At 71.4% G+C, this 25,513-nt stretch carries 26 protein-coding genes; 16 read left to right on the top strand and 10 right to left on the bottom strand.

Annotation, left to right across the window (positions count from 1 at the left end; translation table 11 throughout):
* Positions 1 to 82: 82 nt before the first annotated feature.
* Entirely contained in the window at positions 83 to 823 is a 741-nt protein-coding gene (pcaD, locus tag ACZ6RT_RS11890) for a 3-oxoadipate enol-lactonase (RefSeq protein ID WP_399190035.1), read from the bottom strand.
* 153 nt (positions 824 to 976) lie between these two features.
* On the opposite strand from pcaD, the gene ACZ6RT_RS11885 reads away from it, so the two are divergent.
* The 6 genes from ACZ6RT_RS11885 to ACZ6RT_RS11860 all read left to right on the top strand — a co-directional run bounded on the left by ACZ6RT_RS11885 (position 977) and on the right by ACZ6RT_RS11860 (position 7,650).
* On the top strand, positions 977 to 1,795 hold the full coding sequence (locus tag ACZ6RT_RS11885) for a class I SAM-dependent methyltransferase (RefSeq protein WP_470153316.1): 819 nt from the start codon (positions 977 to 979) through the stop codon (positions 1,793 to 1,795).
* Between the two features lie 310 nt (positions 1,796 to 2,105).
* A complete protein-coding gene (locus ACZ6RT_RS11880) occupies positions 2,106 to 3,578 on the top strand; it encodes an MFS transporter (protein ID WP_470153314.1) in 1,473 nt (490 codons plus the stop codon).
* Positions 3,579 to 3,953: 375 nt separating this feature from the next.
* On the top strand, positions 3,954 to 6,308 hold the full coding sequence (locus ACZ6RT_RS11875) for a sensor histidine kinase (protein WP_470153312.1): 2,355 nt from the start codon (positions 3,954 to 3,956) through the stop codon (positions 6,306 to 6,308).
* Entirely contained in the window at positions 6,289 to 6,714 is a 426-nt protein-coding gene (locus ACZ6RT_RS11870; RefSeq protein WP_344893106.1) for a roadblock/LC7 domain-containing protein, read from the top strand. Before ACZ6RT_RS11875 ends, ACZ6RT_RS11870 begins: the two co-directional genes overlap by 20 nt.
* Before the next feature lie 20 nt (positions 6,715 to 6,734).
* A complete protein-coding gene (locus tag ACZ6RT_RS11865; protein WP_344893109.1) occupies positions 6,735 to 7,061 on the top strand; it encodes a DUF742 domain-containing protein in 327 nt (108 codons plus the stop codon).
* Entirely contained in the window at positions 7,042 to 7,650 is a 609-nt protein-coding gene (locus tag ACZ6RT_RS11860) for a GTP-binding protein (RefSeq protein ID WP_344893112.1), read from the top strand. Before ACZ6RT_RS11865 ends, ACZ6RT_RS11860 begins: the two co-directional genes overlap by 20 nt.
* 18 nt (positions 7,651 to 7,668) lie before the next feature.
* Here ACZ6RT_RS11860 and ACZ6RT_RS11855 read toward each other — a convergent pair whose 3' ends face one another.
* The gene (locus tag ACZ6RT_RS11855) at positions 7,669 to 8,352 is read right to left on the bottom strand and encodes a TetR/AcrR family transcriptional regulator (RefSeq protein WP_470153309.1); all 684 of its coding nucleotides are present in this window, start codon (positions 8,350 to 8,352) and stop codon (positions 7,669 to 7,671) included.
* Positions 8,353 to 8,575: 223 nt separating this feature from the next.
* Here ACZ6RT_RS11855 and ACZ6RT_RS11850 point away from each other — a divergent pair, with 223 nt between their 5' ends.
* From ACZ6RT_RS11850 to ACZ6RT_RS11825, 6 genes are all read left to right on the top strand, one after another.
* Positions 8,576 to 9,808 (top strand): acyl-CoA dehydrogenase family protein, encoded by a 1,233-nt coding sequence (locus ACZ6RT_RS11850; protein ID WP_399189831.1) that lies wholly within the window; start codon positions 8,576 to 8,578, stop codon positions 9,806 to 9,808.
* Positions 9,805 to 10,659 (top strand): SDR family NAD(P)-dependent oxidoreductase, encoded by an 855-nt coding sequence (locus ACZ6RT_RS11845; RefSeq protein WP_399189829.1) that lies wholly within the window; start codon positions 9,805 to 9,807, stop codon positions 10,657 to 10,659. Before ACZ6RT_RS11850 ends, ACZ6RT_RS11845 begins: the two co-directional genes overlap by 4 nt.
* Before the next feature lie 86 nt (positions 10,660 to 10,745).
* A complete protein-coding gene (locus ACZ6RT_RS11840) occupies positions 10,746 to 11,057 on the top strand; it encodes a type II toxin-antitoxin system Phd/YefM family antitoxin (RefSeq protein ID WP_399189826.1) in 312 nt (103 codons plus the stop codon).
* A gap of 2 nt (positions 11,058 to 11,059) precedes the next feature.
* Complete coding sequence (locus tag ACZ6RT_RS11835; RefSeq protein ID WP_399189824.1) at positions 11,060 to 11,578, top strand: type II toxin-antitoxin system RelE/ParE family toxin; 519 nt, start codon at positions 11,060 to 11,062, stop codon at positions 11,576 to 11,578.
* Positions 11,579 to 11,752: 174 nt separating this feature from the next.
* Complete coding sequence (locus ACZ6RT_RS11830) at positions 11,753 to 12,643, top strand: ABC transporter ATP-binding protein (RefSeq protein WP_399189822.1); 891 nt, start codon at positions 11,753 to 11,755, stop codon at positions 12,641 to 12,643.
* 35 nt (positions 12,644 to 12,678) lie between these two features.
* Positions 12,679 to 13,398 (top strand): ABC transporter permease, encoded by a 720-nt coding sequence (locus tag ACZ6RT_RS11825; protein WP_470153306.1) that lies wholly within the window; start codon positions 12,679 to 12,681, stop codon positions 13,396 to 13,398.
* A 26-nt stretch (positions 13,399 to 13,424) separates the two neighbouring features.
* Here the strand turns inward: ACZ6RT_RS11825 and ACZ6RT_RS11820 are convergent, their stop codons facing one another.
* Together ACZ6RT_RS11820 and ACZ6RT_RS11815 are read right to left on the bottom strand one after the other, a co-directional pair.
* The gene (locus tag ACZ6RT_RS11820) at positions 13,425 to 13,670 is read right to left on the bottom strand and encodes a ferredoxin (protein ID WP_399189818.1); all 246 of its coding nucleotides are present in this window, start codon (positions 13,668 to 13,670) and stop codon (positions 13,425 to 13,427) included.
* 8 nt (positions 13,671 to 13,678) lie between these two features.
* Positions 13,679 to 14,878: a cytochrome P450 gene (locus ACZ6RT_RS11815; RefSeq protein ID WP_470153303.1), complete on the bottom strand. Its 1,200-nt coding sequence runs from the start codon at positions 14,876 to 14,878 to the stop codon at positions 13,679 to 13,681.
* 105 nt (positions 14,879 to 14,983) lie between these two features.
* Here ACZ6RT_RS11815 and ACZ6RT_RS11810 point away from each other — a divergent pair, with 105 nt between their 5' ends.
* Positions 14,984 to 15,628: a TetR/AcrR family transcriptional regulator gene (locus ACZ6RT_RS11810; protein WP_399189814.1), complete on the top strand. Its 645-nt coding sequence runs from the start codon at positions 14,984 to 14,986 to the stop codon at positions 15,626 to 15,628.
* A gap of 172 nt (positions 15,629 to 15,800) precedes the next feature.
* Here ACZ6RT_RS11810 and ACZ6RT_RS11805 read toward each other — a convergent pair whose 3' ends face one another.
* From ACZ6RT_RS11805 to ACZ6RT_RS11785, 5 genes are all read right to left on the bottom strand, one after another.
* Entirely contained in the window at positions 15,801 to 17,201 is a 1,401-nt protein-coding gene (locus ACZ6RT_RS11805; RefSeq protein ID WP_470153301.1) for a cellulose binding domain-containing protein, read from the bottom strand.
* 197 nt (positions 17,202 to 17,398) lie between these two features.
* The gene (locus ACZ6RT_RS11800; protein WP_399189809.1) at positions 17,399 to 18,727 is read right to left on the bottom strand and encodes a beta-N-acetylhexosaminidase; all 1,329 of its coding nucleotides are present in this window, start codon (positions 18,725 to 18,727) and stop codon (positions 17,399 to 17,401) included.
* Positions 18,728 to 18,788: 61 nt separating this feature from the next.
* Positions 18,789 to 19,676, bottom strand: a complete 888-nt coding sequence (locus ACZ6RT_RS11795) for a carbohydrate ABC transporter permease (protein ID WP_470153299.1) — start codon at positions 19,674 to 19,676, stop codon at positions 18,789 to 18,791.
* Positions 19,673 to 20,662 carry a carbohydrate ABC transporter permease gene (locus tag ACZ6RT_RS11790; RefSeq protein WP_470153297.1) on the bottom strand — a complete coding sequence of 330 codons (990 nt, stop codon included), beginning with the start codon at positions 20,660 to 20,662 and terminating at the stop codon, positions 19,673 to 19,675. The genes ACZ6RT_RS11795 and ACZ6RT_RS11790 overlap by 4 nt, the downstream gene beginning before the upstream one ends.
* Before the next feature lie 16 nt (positions 20,663 to 20,678).
* Entirely contained in the window at positions 20,679 to 21,965 is a 1,287-nt protein-coding gene (locus tag ACZ6RT_RS11785) for an extracellular solute-binding protein (protein WP_399189803.1), read from the bottom strand.
* Positions 21,966 to 22,102: 137 nt separating this feature from the next.
* Between ACZ6RT_RS11785 and ACZ6RT_RS11780 the strand changes: the two genes are divergently transcribed.
* The 3 genes from ACZ6RT_RS11780 to ACZ6RT_RS11770 all read left to right on the top strand — a co-directional run bounded on the left by ACZ6RT_RS11780 (position 22,103) and on the right by ACZ6RT_RS11770 (position 23,999).
* Positions 22,103 to 22,837 (top strand): GntR family transcriptional regulator, encoded by a 735-nt coding sequence (locus ACZ6RT_RS11780; protein WP_399189801.1) that lies wholly within the window; start codon positions 22,103 to 22,105, stop codon positions 22,835 to 22,837.
* An 81-nt stretch (positions 22,838 to 22,918) separates the two neighbouring features.
* A complete protein-coding gene (locus ACZ6RT_RS11775; protein ID WP_399189799.1) occupies positions 22,919 to 23,605 on the top strand; it encodes a nucleoside/nucleotide kinase family protein in 687 nt (228 codons plus the stop codon).
* Positions 23,606 to 23,786: 181 nt separating this feature from the next.
* Positions 23,787 to 23,999 carry a hypothetical protein gene (locus ACZ6RT_RS11770; protein ID WP_399189797.1) on the top strand — a complete coding sequence of 71 codons (213 nt, stop codon included), beginning with the start codon at positions 23,787 to 23,789 and terminating at the stop codon, positions 23,997 to 23,999.
* 60 nt (positions 24,000 to 24,059) lie between these two features.
* Here the strand turns inward: ACZ6RT_RS11770 and ACZ6RT_RS11765 are convergent, their stop codons facing one another.
* A complete protein-coding gene (locus tag ACZ6RT_RS11765; RefSeq protein WP_470153294.1) occupies positions 24,060 to 25,361 on the bottom strand; it encodes an endonuclease Q family protein in 1,302 nt (433 codons plus the stop codon).
* Between the last annotated feature and the right edge of the window lie 152 nt (positions 25,362 to 25,513).

Genomic DNA, 25,513 nt, shown 5'->3' with positions numbered 1-25,513 from the left:
GTGCCCCCTCGTGTACGGCGTCACCGGGGTACGTCACCGTATTTCGGCGGATCACTCCGTTCGCCTCGAGATCGCTCTCGGGTCACTCCCCGAGGAGGTGGTCCAGCAGGAGCCGGGAGACCGTTTCGGGCCGCTCGGCGCCGGCCAGGTGCGCCGCCCCGGCCACGACGACCAGCCTGGAGCCCGGGATGCCCGCGGCGATCAGCTCCGCGTGCTCGGGGGGCGTGGCCGGGTCCTCGGCCCCGGCGAGCACCAGCGTGGGCGCGGTGATCAGCGGAAGGTCGGGCCGCAGGTCCATGGCCCCGATCGCCTCGCAGCAGGCGGCGTACCCGGCGGCGGAGACCTCGCCGAGCATCCTCACGTACGGCTCCGTCCCGGTGTGGCCGGGGGTGAACCAGCGGGCCGCGGCCGCCTCCGCCAGCGAGGCGGTGCCCGCCTCGCGGACCGTGGCGGCCCGCTCCGCCCAGTAGGCGGGGGTGCCCAGTCTCGCGGACGTGCACAGCAGCGCGAGCCGGTCGATCCGTTCCGGCGCGTGCGCGGCCAGCCACATGCCGATCATGCCGCCGAGCGAGAGCCCGGCGAAGGAGACCCGGGGCATCTCCAGCCGGTCGAGCAGGTCCAGCACGCCGCGGCCCAGCTCGGCGATGGAGCCGGCACCGCCCTCGGGGGAACCCCCGTGCCCGGGATGGTCGAGGCGGACGACCCGGAAGCGGGGGGTCAGCGCCTCCATCTGGGGGTCCCACATCCGCAGCGTGGTGCCCAGCGAACCGGCCAGCACGACCGGCGGGGCGTCGGCGGGACCCGCGATCTCGTGATGCAGCATGTTCACCTACCGAACATGAGTTCCTTATCCGGACACACCGGAGCGTAGACGATGGGAGCGCCGGGGGGACGCGTCCGGGTCCGGCCATGTGCTGTCACCTCCCGTGTCACCGCGCTTACCATGCGGTCGAGCTCAACACCCCGGGAGGGTCCGATGACCGGCCAGAACGTCGTGAACGTGTCCGCGGACGCGTCCACCTACGTGTTCGACAACGACGGCGACCACTCGGGCGACCAGCATCGCCACCTCGCCCGGTTGCTCGACCCGCTGACCTTCGGACGCCTGGAGTCGGCCGGGGTCGGGCCCGGCTGGAACTGCCTGGAGGTGGGTGCCGGAGGGGGAAGCGTGGCGCTCTGGCTGGCCGAGCGGGTGGCGCCGCACGGGCACGTGCTGGCGACCGACATCAAGCCCGGCCTGATCCCCTCGCGGGAGGGGCTGACCGTCGTCCGCCACGACATCGTCGCCGACCCGCTGCCGGAGGGCGCGTTCGACCTGATCCACGCCCGCCTCGTGCTCAGCCACCTGCCGCGGCGCGACCTGGTGCTGCGGCGCCTGTGCGCCGCGCTGCGCCCCGGTGGCCTGTTGCAGCTCGACGAGATCGACATCACCCGGTGGGCGGAGCCGTCCGTCCCGGACGGCCACGAGGTCTACGGTGCCTACGTCCGGGCCATGGCCCGTGTCCTGGGAGCGGCGGGGAGCGACCCGACCTGGGGCGCGCGGGTCGGGGGAGAGATGGCCCGGGCCGGGCTGGTGGACGTCGATCCGGTGCGCTGGACCGAGGTGTGGAGGCCGGGCTCCGCCGGGCTGGACCTCATGATCAGCAACAGCCGTCACCTGCAGGACCGGCTGGTGGAGGCCGGGATGACCCCCGACCGGCTCCGCGAGGTCCGCGAGGTGATGTCGGCCCCCGGATTCAGCGCCCCCTCGTTCGAGATCCACTCCGTTCTCGGCCGCAGGGCTTTCGACGGCTGAGGGGACGGGCCGCCCGGCCGCATCCGACCATCTTGGTAAGGGGTGTTTCGCCGGGTTTGACCGTTCACCGCGCCGGGGATGGGGACGATTCACAGGGCCCTGTCACGGGTTCGGTCACGGGCCGGTCATGAGGACCGGCCCTCGATCACCTTGGGAAAGGGGTCGGGGCGCGGGGTCCGGCTCCGAGTCGATCCGTGCCCGGCCGTGACAGGTGGTGTCCGGCCCATTTACGACCGCTGTGATGTGTGCCACCCTCCCTAACAAAGCTCTAGAAGCGGATTCTAGATTTTGGTTACAGGAAGGCCGGCGCATGGTCGACACGCCCACCACCCCCCGCCTGAAACTCGGAGCACCCCGCAACGGAGAGATCGACGCGACCTCCCGGGCCCCCTACGGCTGGGCGCCCCTGGCCGTGCTCTTCGTCGTCGGGCTCGTCGACCGCATCGAGCACAACCTGCTCGCGGGTGTGCTGCCGCTCCTGCAGGCCGAATGGGGCTTCAGCGACACCGTGGCGGGTTCCATCCCGACCGCCTCGGCCCTGGCCGCCGCCCTGGTGGCGCTTCCCGCCGGGTACATCGCCGACCGGCGCAGCCGCACCCGGATCATCACCGTCGTCGTCTTCTGCTGGGCGCTGGCCACGCTCGGTTCGGGCCTGGCCACCAGCTTCGCGCTCTTCTACATGATGCGGGTCTTCCTCGCCGCCGCCGAGAGCATCGACAACCCGGCGGCCGGCAGCCTGCTGGCCGACTACTATCCGCCGGCCTCCCGCGCCCAGGCCTACGGCTGGACCCGTATCACCGCCTACCTGGGCGGCATCGGCACGCTGCTCGGCGGCGTGCTCGCGGAGGCGTTCGGCGACTGGCGCAGCGCCTTCCTGATCATGGTCGTGCCCGGCGTGCTCACCGCCCTGCTCGTCTGGCGGCTCCGCGAGCCCGAGCGCGGGCATCTCGACCGGCTGTTCGCCGAGCGGACCGGCGCCGGTTCCGGTTCCGGTCCCGGGGCCGAGGCCCCCGACGGTCTCGGTCCCGAGCCCGCCCTCGACGTCGCGGGGGGCTCCGGCATCGGTGCCGGCACCTCCGACCTGGGGGCCGTCGGCGGCGGTTCCGAGAGCGGCTCCACCCGTCCGGCGTCCGCCAGGCAGCCGTTCGCCCGCCAGTTCCGCGAGGTCATCACCATCCCCACCCTGCTCGCGGTCTCCTTCGGCCTGATGCTGGTCAGCCTGGGCCTGGGCGGGGTCTTCTACTGGCTCCCCTCGCTGCTGGTGCGCAACTTCGGCATCGGCATCGGGGCCGCGGGTTCGCTGAGCGGCCTGATGACCATCGTCGGGGTGGTCGGCGGGACGCTGATCGGCTCCTGGCTGGGCCGGGTCTGGCACGGCACCCGCAAGGGAGGCAGGCTCCTGGCGGGCGGCGGTGGCATCACGGTGGGCTCGGCCACCCTGGCCGCCGCGCTCACGATGAACTCCCTCGCCCTGTTCTGCGTGGTGCTGACCCTCTCCAGCGTGCTGATGTCGATGGCCATCCCCAACCTGACCGCCTCCCTCGCCGACGTGGTCCCCGCCGCCTCCCGGGGGATCGGGTTCGCCATCCTGCAGCTGTTCCTCACCGGGGGCGTGGCGTTCGGCCCGCTCATCGTCGGCATCGTCTCCGACGGCACCGGCTCGCTGGTCTCGGCCATGTACGCCCTGATCGTGCCGATGGTCGTGGGCGGCCTGATCACCCTGTCCGCGCGCGGCTTCTTCGAGCGTGACGCGCGACGGGTGCTGGAGGCGGCCCGCCGCTGACCCGCCCGGACCCGCGGCGCCGCCCGGATCCCCGGTACCGTCCGGGGGTCCGGGCGGACGGTGACGACAGGAGGGGAGGGACGCGCGGGCGAGGGGGGCGGGGTCCCGGGCCGCGCCGACGGCGGTGGATCGTCCGGGCGGAGGCCCACCCGGATGAACAGGCATAATGCGCCAGAAGCGGTATTTTATCGGGAATTGCTCGCCCGAACCGGTGTGAACATTGATACTTAAAGTTCGCTCCTGTGGCTTGAAGCTGGATCTGTCCCATGGGCATAGTGTGTCGAATCACATACGCAACGGTTACGGCGTGCGACCGCGGGACACCGTTCCCCCGGCCGTGAGCCCCCTGCAGGAACCGCGGATTGGACAGGTCGAATGAGTTCCCCCCCGCCGATCCGCTCCAAGATCCTCAAGATTCTCATCATCCCGATCCTCGCGCTGGTCGCGCTGTGGTCGTTCATGGCCTACTCGACCGTCGTGGAGGTCAGCGGCCTCTCCACGACCCTGAACCGCTGGGAGTCGATCGGGGCGCCGATCCGGCAGCTGATCGTCGAGTTCCAGAACGAGCGCAGGCTCAGCGCGAGCGCGGCCGACCGTACCGGGCAGGACAGGGCGCTGGCCGACCAGCGCAGGATCACCGACGGCAAGGTGGAGGTGGTGCGCGAGGTGATCGCGTCCGCCGCGGCCCACGAGCCCGGTAACGCCCCCGCCGACGTACGGGTGCTGGAGTCGGCGATGGACGGGCTGGACGCGCTGCGCGTCTCCGCGGACAGCGGTTCGATGAGCGCGATCCAGGTGACCGAGGCCTACAACGCGTTCATCGGCGCGGCCAACCGGCAGTTCGGCGACCCGGTGTCGCTCCCCGAGGTCTCCTCCTTCCGCGTCGTCCGCGGCCTGGGCGCCTACAGCAGCACCGCCGAGTACCTGGGCAGGGAGCAGGCCATCCTCATCCCCGTGCTGAAGCGCGGCGAGATGACGCAGGCCGAGCACGCCGCCTTCGTCGCGGCGATGACCAGCCGCAGGAACTTCCAGGCCAACGCGGACCGCGACATGGGCCCCGAGCTGAAGGCGCGCTACCAGCAGGTCGTCGGGGACGCGCCCCACCAGCGGCTCCAGGCGGCGGAGAACACGATCTTCGCGTGGGACCTGAAGGGCAGGCCGCCGCTGGACGCGGCCGCCTGGAAGCGCGACTCCCAGACGGTCCTGGACACCATCACCCGGCAGACCCAGGAGGAGCTGGCCAGGGCCACCGCCAAGGGCGAGACGCTCAAGCGCGACGCCCTGCTGCGCATCGGCCTGGTCCTCGGCCTGGGCCTGCTCGCCATCGTCGCCTCGGTGCTGGTCTCCTACCGGTTCGGCCGATCCATGATCGGCGAGCTGAGGCGGCTGCAGGCCTCGGCCGTGGAACTGGCCGAGGAGCGGTTGCCGCGGCTGGTCGAGCGGCTGCGCAAGGGCGACGACGTCGACCCGGCGACCGAGGCCCCCGAGCTGGAACCGGCGGAGACCGCCGAGGTGGACCGGGTCGTGCAGGCGTTCTCCAGCGTGCGGCGCACCGCCGTGGAGGCCGCGGTCGGGCAGGCGACGCTCCGCAAGGGCGTCGGCCAGGTCTTCCTCAACCTCGCCTGGCGCAACCAGGCGCTGCTGCACCGCCAGCTCAGCCTCCTGGACGCGATGGAGCGCCGCATCGAGGAGCCGGAGATCCTGGAGGACCTCTTCAAGCTCGACCACCTGACCACCCGCATGCGGCGGCACGCGGAGAACCTGATCATCCTGTCCGACGCGGCGCCCGCCCGCAGGTGGCGCGACCCGGTGCCGATCTTCGACGTGGTGCGCAGCGCCGTGCTGGAGGTCGAGGACTACACCCGCGTCACCGTCCTGCCCATGCCGCAGGCCCCGATGCTGGTGGGCGGCGCGGTCACCGACCTGATCCACCTCATCGCCGAGCTGGTGGAGAACGCCACCGCCTTCTCGCCGCCGAACACCGTGGTCCACATCCGGAGCATGTCGGCGGCCAACGGCTTCGCGCTGGAGATCGAGGACCGGGGCCTGGGGCTCAACCGGGCGACCCTGGACGAGCTCAACGCCAAGCTGGCCGAACCGCCGGAGTTCGACCTGGCCGACAGCGACCGGCTCGGCCTGTTCGTCGTCGCCAGGCTCGCGTCCCGGCACGGCATCAAGGTCGTGCTGCGGCCCTCGCCCTACGACGGGACCACCGCGATCGTGCTGCTGCCGTCCACCCTGCTCGCGGTGGAGGAGGTGCCGGTCTTCGAGGTCTCGCAGCGCTCCCGCCAGGGCGGCGCCCACGCGGCCGGGCAGCCCCGGGCGCTGGACATGCAGCCCGAGTCGTGGCCCAGGACGCTGCCCGGCGTGCCGGAGCGGCAGCCGGCCGCGCCGGTGCCCGAGCCGGTGACCGGGTGGTTCCCGGCCCAGGAGCGGCAGGAGCAGCCCCCCACCGTGCCCGTCCGGCAACCGGCCGCCGTGCCGGAGGCCGACGACGACGACCTGGACGGGCTCCCCGTCCGGGTACGGCAGGCCAATCTGGCGCCACAGCTTCGCCAGACGCGTTCCCCGGTGCGGCGTGGTGAGGTCTCCACGCGGACGCCGGAGGAACTCTCGAACCTCATGTCGTCCATGCAGCAGGGCTGGCAGCAGGGCCGTAGCCGGTGTGAGCAGGACCAGGACGTGTGGACCCGAAAGGAGAGTCGCCCCGATGCCCGACCCCAGATCTGAACTGAGCTGGCTGCTCGACGACCTGACCCAGCGGGTCCCGGGCATCCGGCACGCCATCGTGCTGTCCTCCGACGGGCTGGCGATGGGCGGCTCCCGGCAGCTGACCCGGGAGGACGCCGAGCACCTGTCCGCGATCTCCGCGGGAAGTCACAGCCTCGCGCTGGGCGCGGGCCGGCACTTCGGCCTCGGCGGCGTACGGCAGACCATCATCGAGCTGGAGGGCGGTTTCCTGTTCGTCACCGCGGCGGGGCAGGGGGCCAGGCTGGCCGTGCTCGCCGCGGGCGACGCCGAGCTGGGCATGGTGACGTACGAGATGGCCCTGCTGGTCAAGCGCGTCGGCGAGCACCTGTCCGCGCAGCCGAGGGGGGCCGCCCCGGCGCCCGCCTGGAACGGTGTGAGGTCATGACGGGGGAGGATCCCGGGCCCTTGATCAGGCTGTTCGGGGTGACCGGCGGCAGGGCCCGCCCGGTCGGGGAGAGCTTCGACCTGGTGGCCATCGTCACGACCGTCGACGTGCCGGCCGAACCGGTCGGGCTGATGCCCGAACATCTCGACGTGCTCTCCTCGTGCCGCCGTCCCACCCCGGTGGCCGACGTGGCCGCGCACCTCCGGCTGCCGCTCAACATCACCCGCGTCCTCCTCAGCGAGCTGAGGCGAGAGGGCCTGGTCACCATCGACCGGCCCCGCCCGGTGGGGAAGACGATCGACGAACGTATATACAGGGAAGTGCTCCATGGAATACGCGGCCTCTGAGCCGGGAACGAGCCCGGCAGACACTCCGGCGATGGCCATCAAGATCCTTGTGGCCGGTGGTTTCGGAGTCGGGAAGACGACCATGGTGGGCACGATCAGCGAGATCAGGCCGCTGCACACCGAGGAACTGCTGAGCGAGCGCGGCGTCGGCGTGGACGACCTCTCGGGCGTGGAGTCGAAGATCACCACCACCGTGGCGCTGGACTTCGGCCGGATCACCATCCGCGAGGGGCTCTGGCTCTACCTGTTCGGCACCCCGGGCCAGGACAGGTTCTGGTTCATGTGGGACGAGCTCTCCGTGGGCGCGCTCGGCGCGGTCGTGCTCGCCGACACCCGCCGCCTGCAGGACTGCTTCCCCGCGGTGGACTACTTCGAGCAGCGCGGCCTGCCGTTCGTGGTGGCGGTCAACTGCTTCGACGGCGCGCGGCGGCACGACCCGGCCAAGATCCGCCGGGCCCTGGGCCTGGACGGCGTGGCCCCGATCGTGCTGTGCGACGTGCGCCGGCGCGAGTCGGTCAAGGAGGTGCTGACCACGCTGGTCACCTACTCGGCCGGGGGCGCCTTCCAGGAGGCCCACGCCGGGGTCTGACCGCACTCGCCGGAAGGTTCAGCGGGACGTCCGGCCGGTGGGCGGGCGCCTGTCGCGCTCACCGAGGAGCCGCGCGGTCTCCGGGGAGACCTCGGTGGCCAGCACGGCGGACACGACGTCGACCAGGTGGCTGGTGAAGAGCCGGTCGTCCTTCCCCTCCGGCCCGGCGGCGCGCCGGGCGAGCTCCACGTACGTCACCCGGATGGCCATGAAGCGCTGGTGCAGCCGGGTGACGGCGACCTCGGGCAGGAGCGGGGCCACCAGTTCCCGCCACCGGTTGATGCTCTGCCCGGGGTCGGCCTGCCTGCTGTGCAGGGCGGGCACCCCGGCGCGGTGCACGAGCTGCTCCATGATCCTCAGGTAGGCGCGGCCGCCGTCGGGGTCGGCCAGCTTCGCGGCCATCGGCCGCACCAGCGCGCCCGCGAGGGCACGGCGGGCCCCGGCGCCGGGTGGCTCGTCCCTGGACTCGTACTCGTCGAGGAGCTGGTGGCGGCGGGCCTCGATCTCGGGATGGTGCTTGGCCAGCACCGCGGCCAGCAGACCGGCGCGGTCCCCGAAGTGGTACTGCAGCGCGGTCGAGTTCCGCTGCCCGGCGGCGGCGTTGATCTCGCGGAGCGACACGCCGTCGATGCCCCGCTCGGCGAAGAGCAGCTCGGCCGCCGCCACCAGCCGCCTGCCGGTGGCCTCCGGGTTGGGGGGCATGGGAACTCCTGCCTTGCCGGTGGATGTGCCGATGACTATGGTAATAATGCACGTGTCTGAAAACGTCGATCAGCCGCATCAAAGGTCGCGGCCCACGGCACAGGATAGAGGCGATCGGCGTGACGTCCGTGACTCCCGGGACTCCCGGGACTCCCGGGACTCCCGGTGACCTTCCGCGACCTGCCGACACGTCACGGAACCGGTAACCGGTCAAGGGGAGAGCATGGCCATCGACTTCACCCTCGCACCCGAGCACGAGGAGATCCGCCGCCGCGTGCGGGTCTTCATCCAGGAGACCGTCGTCCCGGCCGTCGAGGGCCTCGACGTGGAGAAGGGGACCGGACGCGACGAGTACCTCCGCGTCATCTTCGACCTGCGCGCCAAGGCGAAGGCCGAGGGGCTGTGGCTGCCGCACATGCCCGTCGAGTGGGGCGGGATGGGGCTCGGTCACGTCGAGCTCGCCATGGTGCAGTCGGAGGCGGCCAGGACCCGGCTCGGGCCGTGGGTCCTCAACTGCTCGGCGCCCGACGAGGGCAACATGCACACGCTGCTGCACTGGGGCACCGACGAGCAGAAGGAGAGGTACCTCAGGCCGCTGCTCAAGGGCCACGCCATGTCGTGCTTCGCGATGACCGAGCCCGAGGTGGCCGGGTCGGACCCCACGCTCATCCGTACCCACGCCGTCAAGGACGGCGACGAATGGGTGATCAACGGTCACAAGTGGTTCATCTCCAACGCCCGCCGGGCGAGCTTCGCCATCCTCATCGCCAAGACCGAGCTCGACGTGCCCGAGGGCTCGCGCGGCGGCAACACCGCCTTCCTCGTCGACCTCCCGCAGCAGGGGTGGAACGACGTCCGCGAGGTCGAGACGATGCACGGCTCCACCGGGCACAGCGAGATCGTCATCACCGACCTGCGGGTGCACGACGACCAGATCCTCGGCGGGCGCGGGAACGGCCACCGGCTCGGCCAGTACCGGCTCGGCCCGGCGCGGCTGGCGCACTGCATGCGCTGGATCTCCCAGGCCGAGACCGCGCTCGACATGATGGTCGACCGCGCGCTCAACCGCTACAGCCACGGGTCGCTGCTGGCCGAGAAGCAGGGCATCCAGTGGCTCATCGCCGACTCTGCCATGGAGCTCTACCAGTGCAAGCTCATGGTCCTGCACGCCGCCTCGAAGATCGACAAGGGTGAGGACTTCCGCACCGAGGTCTCGATGGCGAAGCACTTCGTGGCCAACAGCCTCAACCGGATCGTGGACCGCGCCGTCCAGGTGCACGGCGCGCTCGGCTACTCGACCGACACCCCGCTGGCGAACATGCTCCAGCACGCCCGCTGGGCCCGCTTCGCGGACGGCGCCGACGAGATCCACCAGATGCGCATCGCCGAGCGTACGATCGCGGCGTACCGGAGCACGGGATCGACCAACGCCGCCACCGGAGGACTGCCGCTGTGAGCACGCAGGAGACGAACACGGGAACCGCCGGGAACGACGGCACGGGGGGCGGGCTGCTCAGCGGCCTGGTCCCGCAGCCTCCGGTACAGGCGTCCAACATGGTCCGCGGCGACGACCTGGAGGGAAGGGTCGCCCTCGTCACCGGCGGGAGCAACGGCATCGGCGCGGGCGTGGCCCGGCGCCTGGCCTCCGGCGGGGCCCGCCTCGTCCTCGCCGACATCGACGACGCCGCGGGCGAGAAGCTCGCCGGCGAGCTGGACGCGACGTACGTCCACTGTGACGTCTCGCGCCTGGAGGACAACGAGGCGGCGGTGGCGACCGCGGTCGAGCGGTACGGCAGGCTCGACCTCGCCTTCCTCAACGCGGGCGTCTCCTCGGGCTGCGGGGTGGGCGAGGACTTCGACCTCCGGCGCTACCGCCTGGCGATGGGCGTCAACCTCGACGGCGTGGTGTTCGGGGTGCACGCCGCCCTGCCCGCGCTGCTGGCGGCGGGCGGCGGCACCATCGTGGCCACCGCCAGCATGGCCGGCATCGTCGGCATCCCGTCCGACCCGATCTACGCCGCCAACAAGCACGCGGTCGTCGGGCTGGTCCGCACGCTCGGCCAGGACCTCCGGTCGCGAGGGGTGAGGGTGCAGGCGCTCTGTCCCTCCTTCGCCGACACCGCGATCCTGGGCGAGGGCAAGGCCGTACTGGAACAGCTCGGCTTCCCCGTCCTGGAGGTCTCGGACGTGGTGGAGACGTTCATGCGGCTGCTCGACAGCGAGGGCACCGGCGAGTGCTGGTTCGTGATCCCCGGCCGGGAGAGCCAGCCCTTCGCCTTCCGCCGCGCCCCGGGGCCGCGTACCTGAGACGTCTCCGGCGGTCCGGAGCTTCGACGACCGAGGCTCCGGAGCCGACGCTCGTCATTCTGTACAGTTTTCTATATAGTTCGTGCATGGCTGTTCTTCATGACGCGACCGAACTCACGGTCACCGAGGCCGCGCAGCGTGGGGTGGCTCGTCTGGTGGCCGACGCGGAGCAAGGCGCGGACCTGGTGGTGACCCGTCGGCACCGGCCGGTCGCGGCCGTCGTGAGCATGCGACGTCTCGACGAGCTGGAAGAGGCCGCGGCTGATCTGCGGGATCTGGCTCTGGTTCTCGTCAGGGCTTCCACCGACAGCGGACGGCGGACGCCGATCGACGATGTCCTTTCCGCTTTCGGGCACACCCGCGAATCGCTGGCCGCGATCCCGGACGACGACGAATAGCGATGTCCGACGTCGTATTCACCGATCCGGCCGTCGACGATCTCCGGAGGATCGGTCCGGACGCCGTCCCCGAGATCCTGAAGAAGATCCTCCTGCTCCTCGAGAACCCCGAGGCCGGTTACCCGCTGGGCGGCGAACTGACCGGGTTCCGCAAGCTCGTCGTCGGGCGGAACACGTGGCGGGTCGTCTACCGGATCACCGATGACAAGACGGTCGAGATCTGTGAGATCTGGGCGGTCGGGGAGAGGGCCGACGCCGAGGTCTATGCCGAAGCCACGGCGCGGATCCGAGCGGCCGGTGGTTCTCGTCCCGACATCGTGCGGCTGGGCGAGGTCATCGACCGCCTGGGAACTCTGACCGGCCACCTTCACGTCGCCGAGACGCCCGCGCGGGAGCCGGTTCCCGACTGGCTCGCCGATCGCCTGATCTACACGGTCGGCATGGCCCGGGAGGACGTGGCCGCGCTCGGCCTGGAGGAAGCCGTGGATCTCTGGACGGAGTTCCGTTCGGGGCCGCGTTAGCCCTCCGCCGTTCGGGAACCGGAACGGCGTACGGCGAGGGCCGGTCGACGGCGGGTCGCCGCGACGACGGTGGCACCCGTGACACCACGTCATGCGTTCACGCCGGGAACGTCATGTCCGGTCATGACGTGGCCGCACTGCCCGGTGGGCGCGCCGGCTGATGGGATCGACGACATGTCCTCCACACCGGTCATCGACGTCGAACGTCTGAATCTCACCTACGGCGACTTCCACGCCGTGAAGGACCTGTCCTTCCAGGTACGGCAGGGGGAGCTCTACGCGCTGCTCGGCACGAACGGGGCGGGGAAGACCTCGGCCCTGGAGGCCGTCGAAGGTCACCGCAGGGCCACCTCGGGCACCGTGCGGGTCTTCGGGCGGAGCCCGCACGACCGGCGCGCCGTGCGGCCCAGGATGGGCATCATGCTGCAGGAGAGCGGGTTCTCCCCGGACCTGACGGTGAGGGAGTCGGTCCGGCTGATCGGACGGCTCACCCGGCGCACGGACACGGTCGAGCGCGTGCTCGGCGTCGTGAACCTCACCCGCAAGGCCGGCACCAAGGTGGCCCAGCTCTCCGGCGGCGAGAAGCGGCGCCTGGACTTCGCCACCGCCGTGTACGGAACACCTGAGCTGATCTTCCTGGACGAGCCCACCACCGGCCTGGACATCCGGTCCCGGGACGATCTGTGGGACACCGTGGGCAGGCTGCGCGAAGCCGGCTCCACCGTCGTCCTGACCACGCACTACCTGGAGGAGGCGCAGCAGCACGCCGACCGCATCGGTCTCATGCACGGGGGCGTCCTCCACCGGGAGGGGACCGTCTCCGAGCTGACACAGGCCATGCCCGCCGCCGTCCGCTTCTCCCTGCCGGTCCCCGCCCCGGCGGTGCCGCTGCCGCTGCCGGCCGTACGCGACGGCGACGGGACGTTCCTCGTCGAGACCTTCGGCCTGCAGAAGGACCTGCACGTCCTGCTGGGCTGGGCGCAGGAGCACTCGGTGGAGTTGCGGGGACTCCAGGCCGGACCGACCCGGCTCGACGACGTCTTCCGCGCCATCGGCAACGGCTGAGACCGGCCGGGCCCTCCAACGAAAGGACCTTCGTCATGCTCTCGATCGCTCTCGGCGAGCTGATCCAGATCTTCCGGAACCGGCTGGTCCTGGTCACCGGTCTCGTCATGCCCGCGGTGGTCAGCGGGTTCTTCATCCACCGGCACGAGGCCTTCGCGACCCTGGGCAGCCTCGGGTACATCGCGGCGATCACGATGTTCACCGTCGGGGCGTTCGGGCTCTACACCACCGCGGTGACCACCCTGGCCTCCCGCAGGCAGAACCTCTTCCTCAAGCGGCTGCGCTCCACCGCGGAGGGCGACGCCGGCATCCTGTCCGGGCTGCTCCTCCCGATCACCGTCATCTCGCTGGTCCAGGTGGCCGTGATCATGACCGTGCTGGCCACGGTCGCGAGCGGGCCGGACAACGTCCTCCTCCTGGTGGCGGCCGTCCTCTCGATGATGATCATGATGCTCGGCCTGGCGCTGGCCACGGCGGGACTGACGAACTCCCCCGAGCACGCGCAGGTGACCACGCTGCCCGTCAGTCTCGGCACCATCGCCGTGGCCAGCTGGGTGGGCATCACCGGCACCGGGGAACTCACCCTGCTCAAGCGGCTGCTTCCCGGCGGCTCGGCCACCGAACTGGCCGTCACCGCCTGGAACGGGGGCGTTCCCGTCAGCGAGTCCCTGATGCTCCTGGCGCCCACGCTGGGCTGGGTGGTCGTCGCCGTCGTGCTGGCCTCCCGGATCTTCCGCTGGGAACCGCGCCGATGACGACGCCCGTCTCCACCTGGGGAACCTCAGCCTCGCCGGTCTCTGGGCCCGGTCCCTGCGGAGCCCCGTACCGCAGGGCCGTCGCTCACCGAGACGGCGCCCGCGGGGCACAGGTGCCGGGCCCGGCGGACGGCGGCGTGCAGCCCGGGCGGGGGCGTCTCGTCCAGGAGCACGACGGTTCCGCTCTCCTCGCTCTGGTCGAAGACCTCGGGCGCGGTGAGCGCGCACATGCCCGCCCCGATGCACGACGCCGCGTCCGCGGTGACCCTCATGCCGTGGCCTACCACACGACCGGCAGCGCTCGCACGCCGTAGATGGACATGGTGTCGCGCATGGCCACCTGTTCGGCCGGTACGGCGAGACGGAGCCCGGGGAAACGGTCGAACAGCATCGGGAAGGCGATGCGCATCTCCACGCGGGCGAGCTGCTGCCCCAGGCACTGGTGCAGCCCGTGGCCGAACGTCAGGTGCCCGCTCGCGGAGCGGGTGACGTCCAGGCGGTCGGGGTCGGGAAAGCGCGAGGGGTCACGGTTCGCGCCCGGCACCGAGAGCGCCACCACCTCGCCGGCCCTGATGAGCTCGCCCTCCACCTCGACGTCCTCCAGGGCGGCCCGCGTCGGGCCGATGTGGATGACGCTGAGGAAGCGGAGCAGTTCCTCGACCGCGTTGTCGATCAGCGAGGGGTCGGCGCGCAGCGTGGCGAGCTGGTCGGGGTGCTCCAGCAGGGCGAACGTGCCGAGCCCGAGCATGTTGGCCGTGGTCTCGTGTCCCGCGGCGAGCAGCAGGAACCCCACGTTGCGCAGTTCCTCGTCGGTCAGCTCACCGTCCTCGATCAGGCCGCCGAGCAGGTCGTCGGTGGGGTCGGCGCGCTTGAGGGCGATGAGCCGTGCGAAGAAGGAGGCGATGCCGGCGAGCGCCATGCGGATCTCCTCGGGCGAGGACTCCAGGTTCAGCAGCGCCGAGGTGGCGTGCTGGAACTCGTCGCGGTCGGCGTACGGGACGCCGAGCAGCTCGCAGATCACCAGCGAGGGGATGGGGAGCGCGAACTCGCTGACCAGGTCCAGGGGCGGCCCGGCCTTCTCCATCGCGTCCAGCCGCTCCCGGGTGATCTCCCGGATCCGGGGCTCCAGCCCCTTCATCCGCCGCACCGTGAACTGCGCGGTGAGCGGCTTGCGGTAGCGGGTGTGGTCGGGCGGGTCCATCCGGATGAACATCCCCGGCTCGGCCGGTCCGCGCATCTCCTGCATCAGCGGGAAGGGGACCGGGATGTTCAGCAGCTCGCGGCGGGAGCTGAACCGGGGGTCGGCCAGGATCGCCCGTACGGCCGAGTGGCCGGTCACCAGCCATCCGATCCGGCCGTCGGGATAGGCCAGCCGGGCGACGGGCCGTTCCTCGCGCAGCGAGGCCAGCCGCTCGGGCGGGTCGAAGGGCCCGGGGCGTCCGGTGGGGAAGGTGATCGCCTCGGATCGGGACTGGGTCATCCGCCGTCGTTCCTCTCGTGATGCGCTCCGTCCCCTCCAGAAAACTACATCAAGTGTAAAATTGCAACAGATGCATAATCTTAGGAATGGATTAGGCTGTTCCGCATGGACGACGGGACGGGCCTGCGCGAGCGTAAGAAGTTGCGCACCCGTCACGCCCTCGTCGAGGCGGCGCTGGAGCTCTTCATGGAGAAGGGCTACGAGCAGACGACGGTCTCGGAGATCGCCGCCGCCGCCGACGTCTCCACCCGCACCTTCTTCAGCTACTTCGCGAGCAAGGAAGACGTGATCTTCCACAACGCGCGCGAGGGCATCGACCGCGCCCTGACGGTGCTCGCCGAGGCCGCGCCCGGGGAGCGGGCCGCCGACCTGCTGGGCCGCGTCCTCGCCACCGGCTTCGCCGCGATCGAGCCGGACGACCGGATCCGCCGGGAGATCGCCCCGATCAACCACCTCACGCTGACCGTCCCCTCGCTCCGGGCGCGGGGCCTGCTGCTCCTCTTCGACGTCCAGCGGGAGCTCGCCGAGGCCCTGCACCGGGCCTGTCCCGACGAGCTGAACCTGACCGAGGCGTCGGCCGCCGTCGGCGCGGTGATCGGCGGCGCCAAGCTCGCCGCCTTCGTGCGCATGAGTCACGGCGCCTCCGCCGAGGAGATGCTGCGTGCCGGCCGGGAGGCCGCCGAGTTCGCCCTGGCCGCCCTCCGCGCCGCCCCCCCGGCCTCTCGCCCCTCCGGCTCCCCGGCCCCCTGACCCTCTGCTCCTCCGTCCTGTTCCGATCGAGAGGTGCGGGAAAGGGCACGGCCCGCGCCGGGGTGGCGCGGGCCGTGCGTGCGTGACCTCAAGATCACGCGGTGCCCCCGGGGGCCGCGCGGTCACGGCTCGGTGCCGGCCGTGCGGTGGCCCCGGGACCGTGCGTGCGGATCTAGGAGGCGGGAACGGTGTCGACCCAGGTGGTCGAGGACGAGCGGTAGCCGTTGACGCGGTTCAGCACGTCGGCCGGTGCGACGACCTCGTTCTTGGAGTGGTAGAACCAGTCGACCTGCTGGATGTACTCGCGCGGGGTCGCCGAGCCCACCAGGCCGCCGTTGATGAACCAGAGGTTGAAGTTCACCGACTGCGCCGTCTCCGGGTAGTAGATGCCGCCGTGCTCGGCGAAGAGGGCTCCGTCGATGTAGTACCTGATCTGGCCGCCGGAGACCTGGAGGACCAGGTCGTGCCAGCCCGCGTAGCTCTGCCTGACCTCGGTGTGGACGTTCACCGCCTCCCAGGGCTCGTTACGGTACGTCTCCCACGAGGTGGTGTACATGATGTTGGCGGGCTCTCCCCAGCCGCCGTTGGGCAGGTACTCGAAGTCCTGCTCGCTGTAGTCGGGGTCCATGTCGAAGGCCAGGGGCGTGATCGTGAAGAAGGTCTGCACGATGTGGTCGCCGTCGGGCCCGCTGATCGGGGCGTCGGAGAACTTCACCCGGGCCGCGTAGGTGCCCTCCAGGAACTTGCGCTGGTGCAGCACCTCCGACTGCCGGGTCCCCGCCGCCGTGCCGTCGGTACCGGCCTTGAGCTGCAGCGCCCTGTTGCCGCCGGAGAGCGTGGGGAAACTCACGTTCTGCTTGGGCCAGCTCGCCCCGGGCACGCCGGGACCGCCGCTGTTGGTGCGCACGGTCCAGTTGTGCGCGGTGATGGCCGGGTCGTCGGCGCTGGTGTAGGCGAAGTCGTCGAACACCACCCCGGCACCCCCGGGGTTGCTGGGCGTGGGCGTGGGAGTGGGGGTCGGGCCGCCGCCGCCCGCGGGCGGGGTGCCCCAGACCAGGGCGCCGTTGTGGTGCACGGTGACCTTGGTCCAGTCGCCGTACGTGGTGCGGGCCGGGCCGAAGGAGTGGTCGTCGCTCTGGGTGATCCGCTGCCAGTCGGCACGGTGGAAGCGCAGCTGCAGGTCACCGGTGCGCGCACCGGGGGCCAGGGTGCCGGAGGTGAAGCCCACCTCCAGGTAGCGGTCCGCGGTGGCCGTACCGGGGGACAGGGTGCCGAAGGCGCCGGTGATCGTGGAGCAGGAGATCGTCGCCCACGAGCACGCGAAGCGGTACTGCGGCGATCCGGCGTCCGCCTTGAAGTAGTAGCGGATCTTCACACCGTTCAGCGGTACGGCCGAGGTGCCGTCGTTGGCCAGGTTGAACCAGGGCTCGACCTGGTCGGCGGTGGCTCCGGTGGCGCTCGTCTTGTACTGGAGCCGCAGGGACTGCTGGGCGGCGGCCGGGCCGGCCGTGACACCCACCAGCGCGAGCAGCAGGACGGGCAGGAGCCCGCCGATCAACAACTTTCCGCGCACGTTCTTTCCTTTCGTCGGTGCTTTCCGAGGTCTGCGGGTACCGGACGGAAGGGCCGGGTGGCCTGCGGTCCCGTGCGTGGGGGTCAGGGGGTCTGGGGGTTCTCCAGGGTCTCGATGGTCTCCAGGGTCTCGGTGATCTCGGTGGTCCGGGGCGGTCCGGGTGCCCGCGGGGAGCGGGCCGCGGGCCGGCGCGGGGGTCAGGGGATGAGCGGGCCGCCCCGGACGCCCAGGGCGCCGAGCCGGTCGAGGTGCGGGCCGAGGCGGGCCAGGAAGCCGGGGTAGTCGCCGGCCGTGCCCCAGGCGACCTCGGCGAACGCGCACATCCTGGGCAGGGCCATGAACTCGACCCGCTCGGGGGTGGGCATGTACTCGGTCCACAGCTGGCACTGCACGCCCCGCGCGGCCGGGTCGGGTGCGAACGCGTAGGTGTCGGCCAGGGTGAGGACGTGCTCCTGGACGGTCTTCCGCTCGTCACCGGCGGGCCCGTCACCGGAACCGCCGGGACCGTCGTCCCGTGTCTCGAAGGGGCCCGCGGAGGGACGGTAGTCGAAGTAGGTCCGGGTGTGCGGCGCCAGGATGATCTCGTTGTCACCGCGGTCGGCCTGCTCGTCCCGCCAGATCATGACGGTGGTGCCGGGGGTGGGCTCGCGGTCGGGCTCGTCCCAGCAGACCAGCCTGCGCGAGTGCTTCTCCAGGTGGGCGGCCATCCGGCCGATGAACCAGGCGCACGCGTCCTGCGGCCCGGCCAGGCCCAGCTCCGCCAGCCGCCGCCGCGCCGCCGGGGAGGCCTCCCACTCGGCGGTGGGGCACTCGTCCCCGCCGACGTGCACGTACGGGCCGGGGAAGAGCTCGCACACCTCGTCGAGCACGTCCTGGCAGAAGCGGACGGTGGACTCCTCCAGGTTGAGGACGTGCTCGCTGATCCCCCACTCGGTCCAGACCTCCACCCTCCGGTCCGGGTCGTTGCCCAGACGGGGGTAGGCGGCGATGGCGGCCTGGGCGTGGCCGGGCATCTCGATCTCCGGCACCACGGTGACGAAGCGTTCCGCCGCGTACGCGACGATCTCCCGGATGTCCTCGCGCGTGTAGAACCCGCCGCGCCGCGCGCCGACCTCGGTGAGCAGGGGGTAGCGCTCGATCTCCAGCCGCCACCCCTGGTCGTCGGTCAGGTGCAGGTGCAGCACGTTGAGCTTGTGCTCGGCGAGCAGGTCGACGAGGCGCAGCACGAACGCCTTGGGCATGAAGTGGCGGGCGACGTCCAGCATCACCCCGCGCCAGGCGAACCCGGGCCGGTCCTCGATGATCCCGGCCGGGATCGCCGGTCCCAGCTGGGCGAGGGTCCGCGAGCCGTAGAAGCGGCCGGCCGGGCCGCCCGCGGTGAGCTCGACGCCCGAGGGGGAGACCGCGATGCGGTACCCCTCCTCACCGAGGGACGGGTCGTCGGGCATCGGCCGCAGGAGATCGCGCCGGAACGGGACGGGGTCCCCGCCGGTCGCCACGACGTCCCGCGGTCTCGGAATGATCACGTTGTCTTCCCTTCACGGCGCTCCCTGACGGGCACGCCTGCAGGCGGTGCGGGGCGGGATCTCACCCCTTGACGGAACCGGCGATCATCCCCGAGGTGACCCTGCGCTGCAGGACGAGGAAGACCAGCAGCACCGGGAGCATGAACAGGGCCGAGGCGGCCATGGTGGCCCCCCAGTCGGTGCCGAAGACGTTGCTGAACGAGGAGAGCCAGACGGGCAGCGTCCGGTCGTCCTGGTTCTTGATGATCAGTGCGTTGGCGAAGGCGAACTCGTTCCAGGCCGTGATGAAGCCGAACAACGAGGTGGACATCAGGCCGGGGGCGAGCAGCGGCAGGACCACCCGGCGGAAGGCGGCCGGCCGGTCGCACCCGTCCATCATCGCGGCCTCCTCCAGCTCGGGAGGGATCGCGGCGAGGAACCCGCGCAGGGTGACGATGGTGAACGGCAGCGTCGTCATGAAGTAGATCAGGCTGAGCATCGACAGTTTGTCGAGCATTCCGGTGTCGCGGGCGATGATGAACATCGACACCAGCAGTGCCTCCCAGGGGGCCATCTGGGCGATGAAGACCATCAGGATGAACGCCTTGCGCCCGCGCCAGCGCATCCGGGCCACCGCGAACGCGGCCAGCAGCGCGACCACCAGGGCGAGCAGCACCGCGCTCACGGTGACGACGAGGCTGTTGCGCCAGAACGTCCAGAAACCGTCCGCGCTCACCGCGGTCGCGAAGTGCTCCAGGGTGGGATGGGCGGGCCAGAAGGTCGGGGTCTGCGACTGGATGTCCCTGGTGGGCTTGAACGCGGTCAGCACCATCCAGTAGACGGGGAAGACCGAGACGGCCAGCACGGCCAGGGCCGCCAGGTTCAGCGGCACGCGGCGCAGGAGACGGACGGGTGCCGGACGGGCCTGCCGGATCGGCCGGGCCGGCTGGGCCGGTGCCAGCGTGGTCACGGTTCCTCCCCTTCGTGCTTGAGCATCCGCCGCAGGTGGACGACCAGCAGGGCGATCAGGATCAGCACGGTGAGGGTGGAGATCGCCGAGCCGAGGTCGTACTTGTGGAGCGACTGCGCGACCTGGAACGCGTAGACGGGCAGCGTGGTGGTGGCCTCTCCGGGGCCGCCCTTGCTGATCGCCCAGATCTGGGCGAAGCACTTGAACACCCAGATCACCTCCAGCGAGGTGATCAGGCCGAAGAGCGGCCGCAGGATGGGGAAGGTGACGGCGGTGAAGACCTGCCGCCCGTTCGCGCCGTCGATCCGCGCGGCCTCGTACAGCTCCGACGGGATGGTGGTCAGGCCCGCGTACAGGGTGAGGGCGGCGAACGGCACGGACTGCCAGACGACCAGGGCGACCAGGATGGCGAACGTGGACGTGCCGTCGGCGAACCAGGTGTAGTCCCTGAAGGACTCGAACCCCAGCGTGACCAGCAGCCAGTTGACCACCCCCAGCCGCGACTGGAACAGCCACTGGAAGATCGTGGTGGCGGCGAGGACGGGGGTGGCCCAGGTGAGCACCAGGCCGCCCAGCACGGCCAGCCGCATCGTCCGGCCCAGCCGGGCGACCATCAGCGCCACAGCGGTGGAGATGACCATGATCAGGACGACGTTGACGGCCGTCCAGATCAGGGTCCTGCGCACCACGGCCCAGAACTCCGCCCCGCCGAGCACCTCCGCGTAGTTGCCCAGGCCGACGAACTCCGCCCCGCCGCGGATCAGCTCGCCCGTCCTGAAGTGCTGGAAGGAGATGACGACGCTGCGGACGAGCGGGTAGAGCAGCAGGTAGGCGGTGCCCACCAGGGTGGGCGCGATCAGCAGGTAGGGCCACAGGCCGGCGATCCGGGACGGCCGTGCCCCGGACCGCGCCGCGGGCGGCGCCGGTGGCGGTACGTCCCGGTCGGGGGCGTGCCGCCGGTCGGGGGCCCGGGAGGGGGCGGACATGACGCTCCTCAGCTCCTCAGGACGTGGTGTTGAGGATCTCGGCGATGTTCCGGTCCACCTCGGCGGCCTCGGTGGCCGGAGTGCCCCCGGTGAGCACCCGGGTCATGTACTCCTTGATGAGGTTCTTGGCCTCGACCGCGGCCCAGTTGGGGGAGTTGGGGGTGGCGTGACCGTTGGCGGCGCCCGCGGCCATCGCGGCCGTGGCCTCGTTGCCGTCCAGCACGCCCGCCAGGGAGAGGCGGTTGGGCACGTAGCTCATCTCCTTGGCCATGTCGGTCTGGAACTCCTCGCCCGCCAGCGCCTTGACCACCTCGTACGCCGCGTCGGGGTTCTTCGAGGCCTCGGGGATGACCAGGTCGGAGCCGCCGGTGAACACCGCGCCCGGCTTGTCGGCGGTCTTGCCGGGGATCGGGAAGAAGCCGAGCTTCCCCTTGAGCTCGGGGTTGGCCTTCTCGATCGCCACCGCGCCGCCCGGGGCGGAGATGAGCTGGGCGACGTCGCCCTTGGCGAAGACGTCGGCCTGCGGCGGCCTGGCCTCGTCGGAGTCCTTGGGGCCCTTGCCCAGCGCCTGGAGCTTTCGGTAGAACTCGATCGCGGCCAGCGCCTGGGGGGTGCCGAGGCCGCCCTTCCAGGTGCCGCCCTCGTTGACCGCGAGGTCGCCGCCCTCGTCCCAGACGAACCCGGCGAAGGTGTACCAGTTCTGGCCGGGCAGGTAGATGCCCTGGTCACCGCCCTTGTTGAGTTTCGCGGTGACCTCCAGCCACTCGTCCCTGGTCTTCGGCGGGGCGGTGATCCTCGCCTTGGCGAACAGGTCCTTGTTGTAGATGACCACCCGGTTGGCGGCGTACCACGGGATGCCGTACTGGCGTCCCTCGATCCTGCCCGGTTCGGCCAGGCCGGGCAGCCAGTCGGAGCCGCCCAGGTCGGCGACCTTGTCGGTGAGGTCCTTCACCCCGCCGCTGGCGGCGTACTCGGCGACCTGGGTGTTCCCGACCTCGATGACGTCGGGGGCGTCGTTGCTGGCCAGCGCGCTGGTCACCCGCTGCCCGATGCCGTCCCACTCCTGGATCTGGATGTCGAGCGTGACGCCGGGGTGGGCCGCCTGGTAGCGGGTGCGGAAGCGGTCGAGCAGGGCGTCGGAGAAGCTGTCCCGCATCACCCAGACGGTCAGGTTCGCGCCGTCCTTGCCCTCGCCGGCCGAGCCGGGCGGGCCGGACGAGGAGGACGGTTCGGAGGAGCCGCACGCGGCGAGGCCGGCGACGAGCGCCAGCACTGCCGTGGTGGCGCGGAGACGGTGCCTCATCGGTGCTCCCACAGGTCAGATATTGGTAACTAATTGGCTTGCTCCGCATAGGGTGGCTCTTACCAGTTCCCCCGTCAAGACCTGATTTTTCCCGGGCAACTGGTAAGAAATAGGTAAGGGGTTGGTAGGCTGGGAACGTGACACTGAACATGAGGTCCGGGCTCAAGCGCGACCGGGTGCGCGACGTCCTGCTCGACCTCATCGCCGACATGAGACCGGCCGAGGCGATCCCCTCGGAGCGGGATCTGTGCCGGGAACTCGGCGTCTCCCGGCCCACCGTCCGCGCGGCGATCGACGACCTGGTCAGGTCGGGGCTGCTGGTGCGCGAGCACGGGCGCGGCACGTTCACCGGCCCGCACCGGGTCACCCAGGCGCTGGCCTCGACGACGGACAACTCGTTCTACGCGCCGCCCGCCGAGGGCACCTGGCTCAGCCGCATCATGGAGTTCGGCTCCGCCCCGGCGGGCGCGCGGCTCGCCGCCAGGCTTCAGCTCTCCCCGGCCGACCCGGTCCTGCGGGTCGTGCGGCTGCGCGTCGTGGACGACGAGCCCATGGCGATCGAACGCATCCACCTGCCGTACGCCCTGGTCGCCGGTCTCGTCCCGGCGGACATGGAGTCCGGCTCGTTCTACCGGTTCCTACGGGAACGCTTCGGCGTCGACGTCCGCACGGCCGTGCAGACGATAGAGCCCACCGTCACCGACGAGACCGAGTCCGAGCTGCTGCACGTGCCCCAGCACGCCCCCGCCCTGCTCTTCGAGCGCACCGCCCGCGACGTCGGCGGCCGGATCGTCGAGTTCACCCGCTCGATCTACCGTGGCGACCGCTACCGGGTGACCTCGGAGCTGTCCTTCAACGCCGACTCCGGGTGACCTCCGGGCCGCGGGCCGGGCCGCGGCCCCGCGGGACGGGGCGTGCTGGAGGACGGAGGGCGGCTGGGCTACGTTCGGGGGATGACGTCCCTCGACGACCTGGCCGTCCGGGCCCGCTCCCTCGTCCGCGACGGGCGGCGCGCGCTGCTGGGCATCACCGGGAGCCCGGGGGCCGGCAAGAGCACCCTCGCCGAGCATCTGGTCGCCCTGCTGCGCCCGGCGCCCCCCGAGGGGCTCCCGGCCGGGGAATGGGTGGCGTACGTGCCGATGGACGGCTTCCACCTCGCCGACGCCGAGCTCGACAGGCTCGGCCGGCGCGACCGCAAGGGGGCTCCGGACACCTTCGACGCGGCCGGTTACGCGGCCCTGCTCCGCCGCCTGCGCGACGACGAGGACGAGGTGGTCTACGCGCCCGCGTTCGAGCGCGACCTGGAGCAGCCCGTCGCCGGGAGCATCCCGGTCCCGCGGGCCGCCCGGCTCGTCGTCACCGAGGGCAACTACCTGCTGCTCGACCGGGGCGACTGGGCGCGGGTACGTCCCCTGCTGCACGAGACCTGGTACTGCGACCTCGTCCAGGACGAACGGGTGCGCCGCCTGGTCCGTCGCCACGAGCGCTTCGGCAAGGACGCCGGCACCGCCCTGGCCTGGACGCTCGGGACCGACCAGCGCAACGCCGACCTCGTCGCGGCCACCCGCCCGCGCGCCGACCTCGTCGTGCCCGACGCGGTCCTGCGCTCGATCGGCGACCCTGAGGCGACGGCCGGCTGACCTGTGCGTCCCGGTGCCGGGTCCGGGGGCCGGTCGACGGCGCGGTCCGGAGGCCGAACGCGGCTCGGTCAGAGTCTTGATCATCGGTGTGGTTCGCTGTGACCGGCGCCCGGTAATACCCCCGCCGTACCGTTCGCACACCATGGGGGGACACATGTCCGTTGCCCGCTTTTTCACTGCCGTGACCCTCACCGCCGCGGCGGTGTCGCTCGCCGCTCCGGTGGCCTGCGCCGACCCCATGCCGCCGCGACCGGTCTCGGAGGAGGGCTACCCGCCCTCGGGAACGCTGACCGTCAAGAACGGCGACCTCACCGAGACCTGGACGTGGAGGCCGGGGTACGAGGCGTACCAGAGCAGCAAGAGCAAAGAACAGCGGATCAGGGAAGACCACTGACCACCCCGCCCCGCCCGGAAGCGGTGCGGGGCGGGACCCGGGCGAGGACCGTCGGTACACCTAGAACAGGGTCGGGGCGGCGGCCGTGCCGGCCCCCTTCGGTTCGTCCGGCGCGAAGAGGTGGATCGTGCCGAACGTGCCGTCGTACCCGGGGGCGCGGATCACCTCGCCGCGGCGCAGCCGGTCGACGGCCTCGGCGAGCGGTGACGAGTGAACGGCGATGTCGTCGACCGGCACGTCCTGCAGGATGGACAGCTCGGGGCCCAGCGCCGTCGTGAGCTCGTCGAGCAGCTTGACGACCTTCTTGCTCTTCGGTCCCACCCCCAGGACCTCCCCCACGATCTCCGGCAGCGGCACCAGGCTGCGGAACTCCACGGCGTCGTCCGGGCGGAACCCCTCGGGCCGGTCGGCCAGCTCCTCGACCCGGCTCAGCACCCCGACCGTGAGCGGCCTGCCGCACACGGGACATCTCCCGCCCAGCTCACGTGTCTCGGCGGGGTCGAGCCGGACCTCGCAGACGCGGTGCCCGTCGAGGTGGTACTTGCCCTCCTCGGGAAAGAACTCGGTCGTGCCCGCGTACCCCTCACCGGTCCGCAGGGCCCGCAGCACGGCGAAGTAGTCCAGGTCGGTGTCGAAGACCGTGGTCTCGCGGCCGAGCATGGGCGGCGAGTGCGCGTCGGAGTGGCTGACCAGCCGGTAGCGGTCCAGGGCGGAGACCCGCCGGTTCATCGCCGGGTCGCTGGACAGGCCGGTCTCCAGCGCGAAGATCTCCTCCGACAGGTCGCCGTAGCACTCCTCGACCGTGTCGAACCCGGCCTTGGACCCGAACACCCCGAACCAGGGCGTCCAGACGTGGGCGGGCACCAGGTAGGCGCCGTCACCGCTTCCCAGGGTGAGCTCCAGCAGGTCGCGGGAGTCCATCGCGAGGACGGGACGGCCGTCCGCGGCCAGGTCGCCGACCCGTTCGAGCTCGCGGTTGAACGCCGCGGCCTCGTCGAAGCCCGGCATGTAGATCAGGTGGTGGATCTTCCGGGTGCGCTCGCCGCGCCGGTAGATCGTGGAGACCTCGCTGGAGAGCATGAACCGCACCTGGCCGGGGACCACGCCGGCCGGCAGCGCACCGCCGACGTCGGCGGCCGGGCCCGAGGCGAGGTCCTCGCGGAGCCGGAAGAGCCCCGGCTCGGCCGGTACGAGGCTCTCGCGCAGCCGCTCGAACCACACCGGGTGCGTGAAGTCGCCGGTGCCCATCAGCGCGATGCCCTTGCGCTGCGCCCACCAGGTCAGATGCTCCAGATCGCTGTCCTTGCTGCAGGCCCGGGCGTACCTGGAGTGGATGTGCAGGTCGGCATGGAAACGCATCATGACACTTTGCCACAGTGCGACAGGGGCGGCCGACGGCCCGCCGGGCGCCGTGCCCGTCCTCGCCCGCTCCCGTCCTCGCCCGTGTCCGTCCTCGCCCGCTCCCGCCCTCATCCGTGCCCGCCCTCACCCCTGTCCGAGGGAGCGGGGCGGGG

This window comes from Streptosporangium sp. NPDC050148 (genome assembly GCF_055586505.1).
This window is presented reverse-complemented; position numbering and strand designations above follow the sequence as displayed.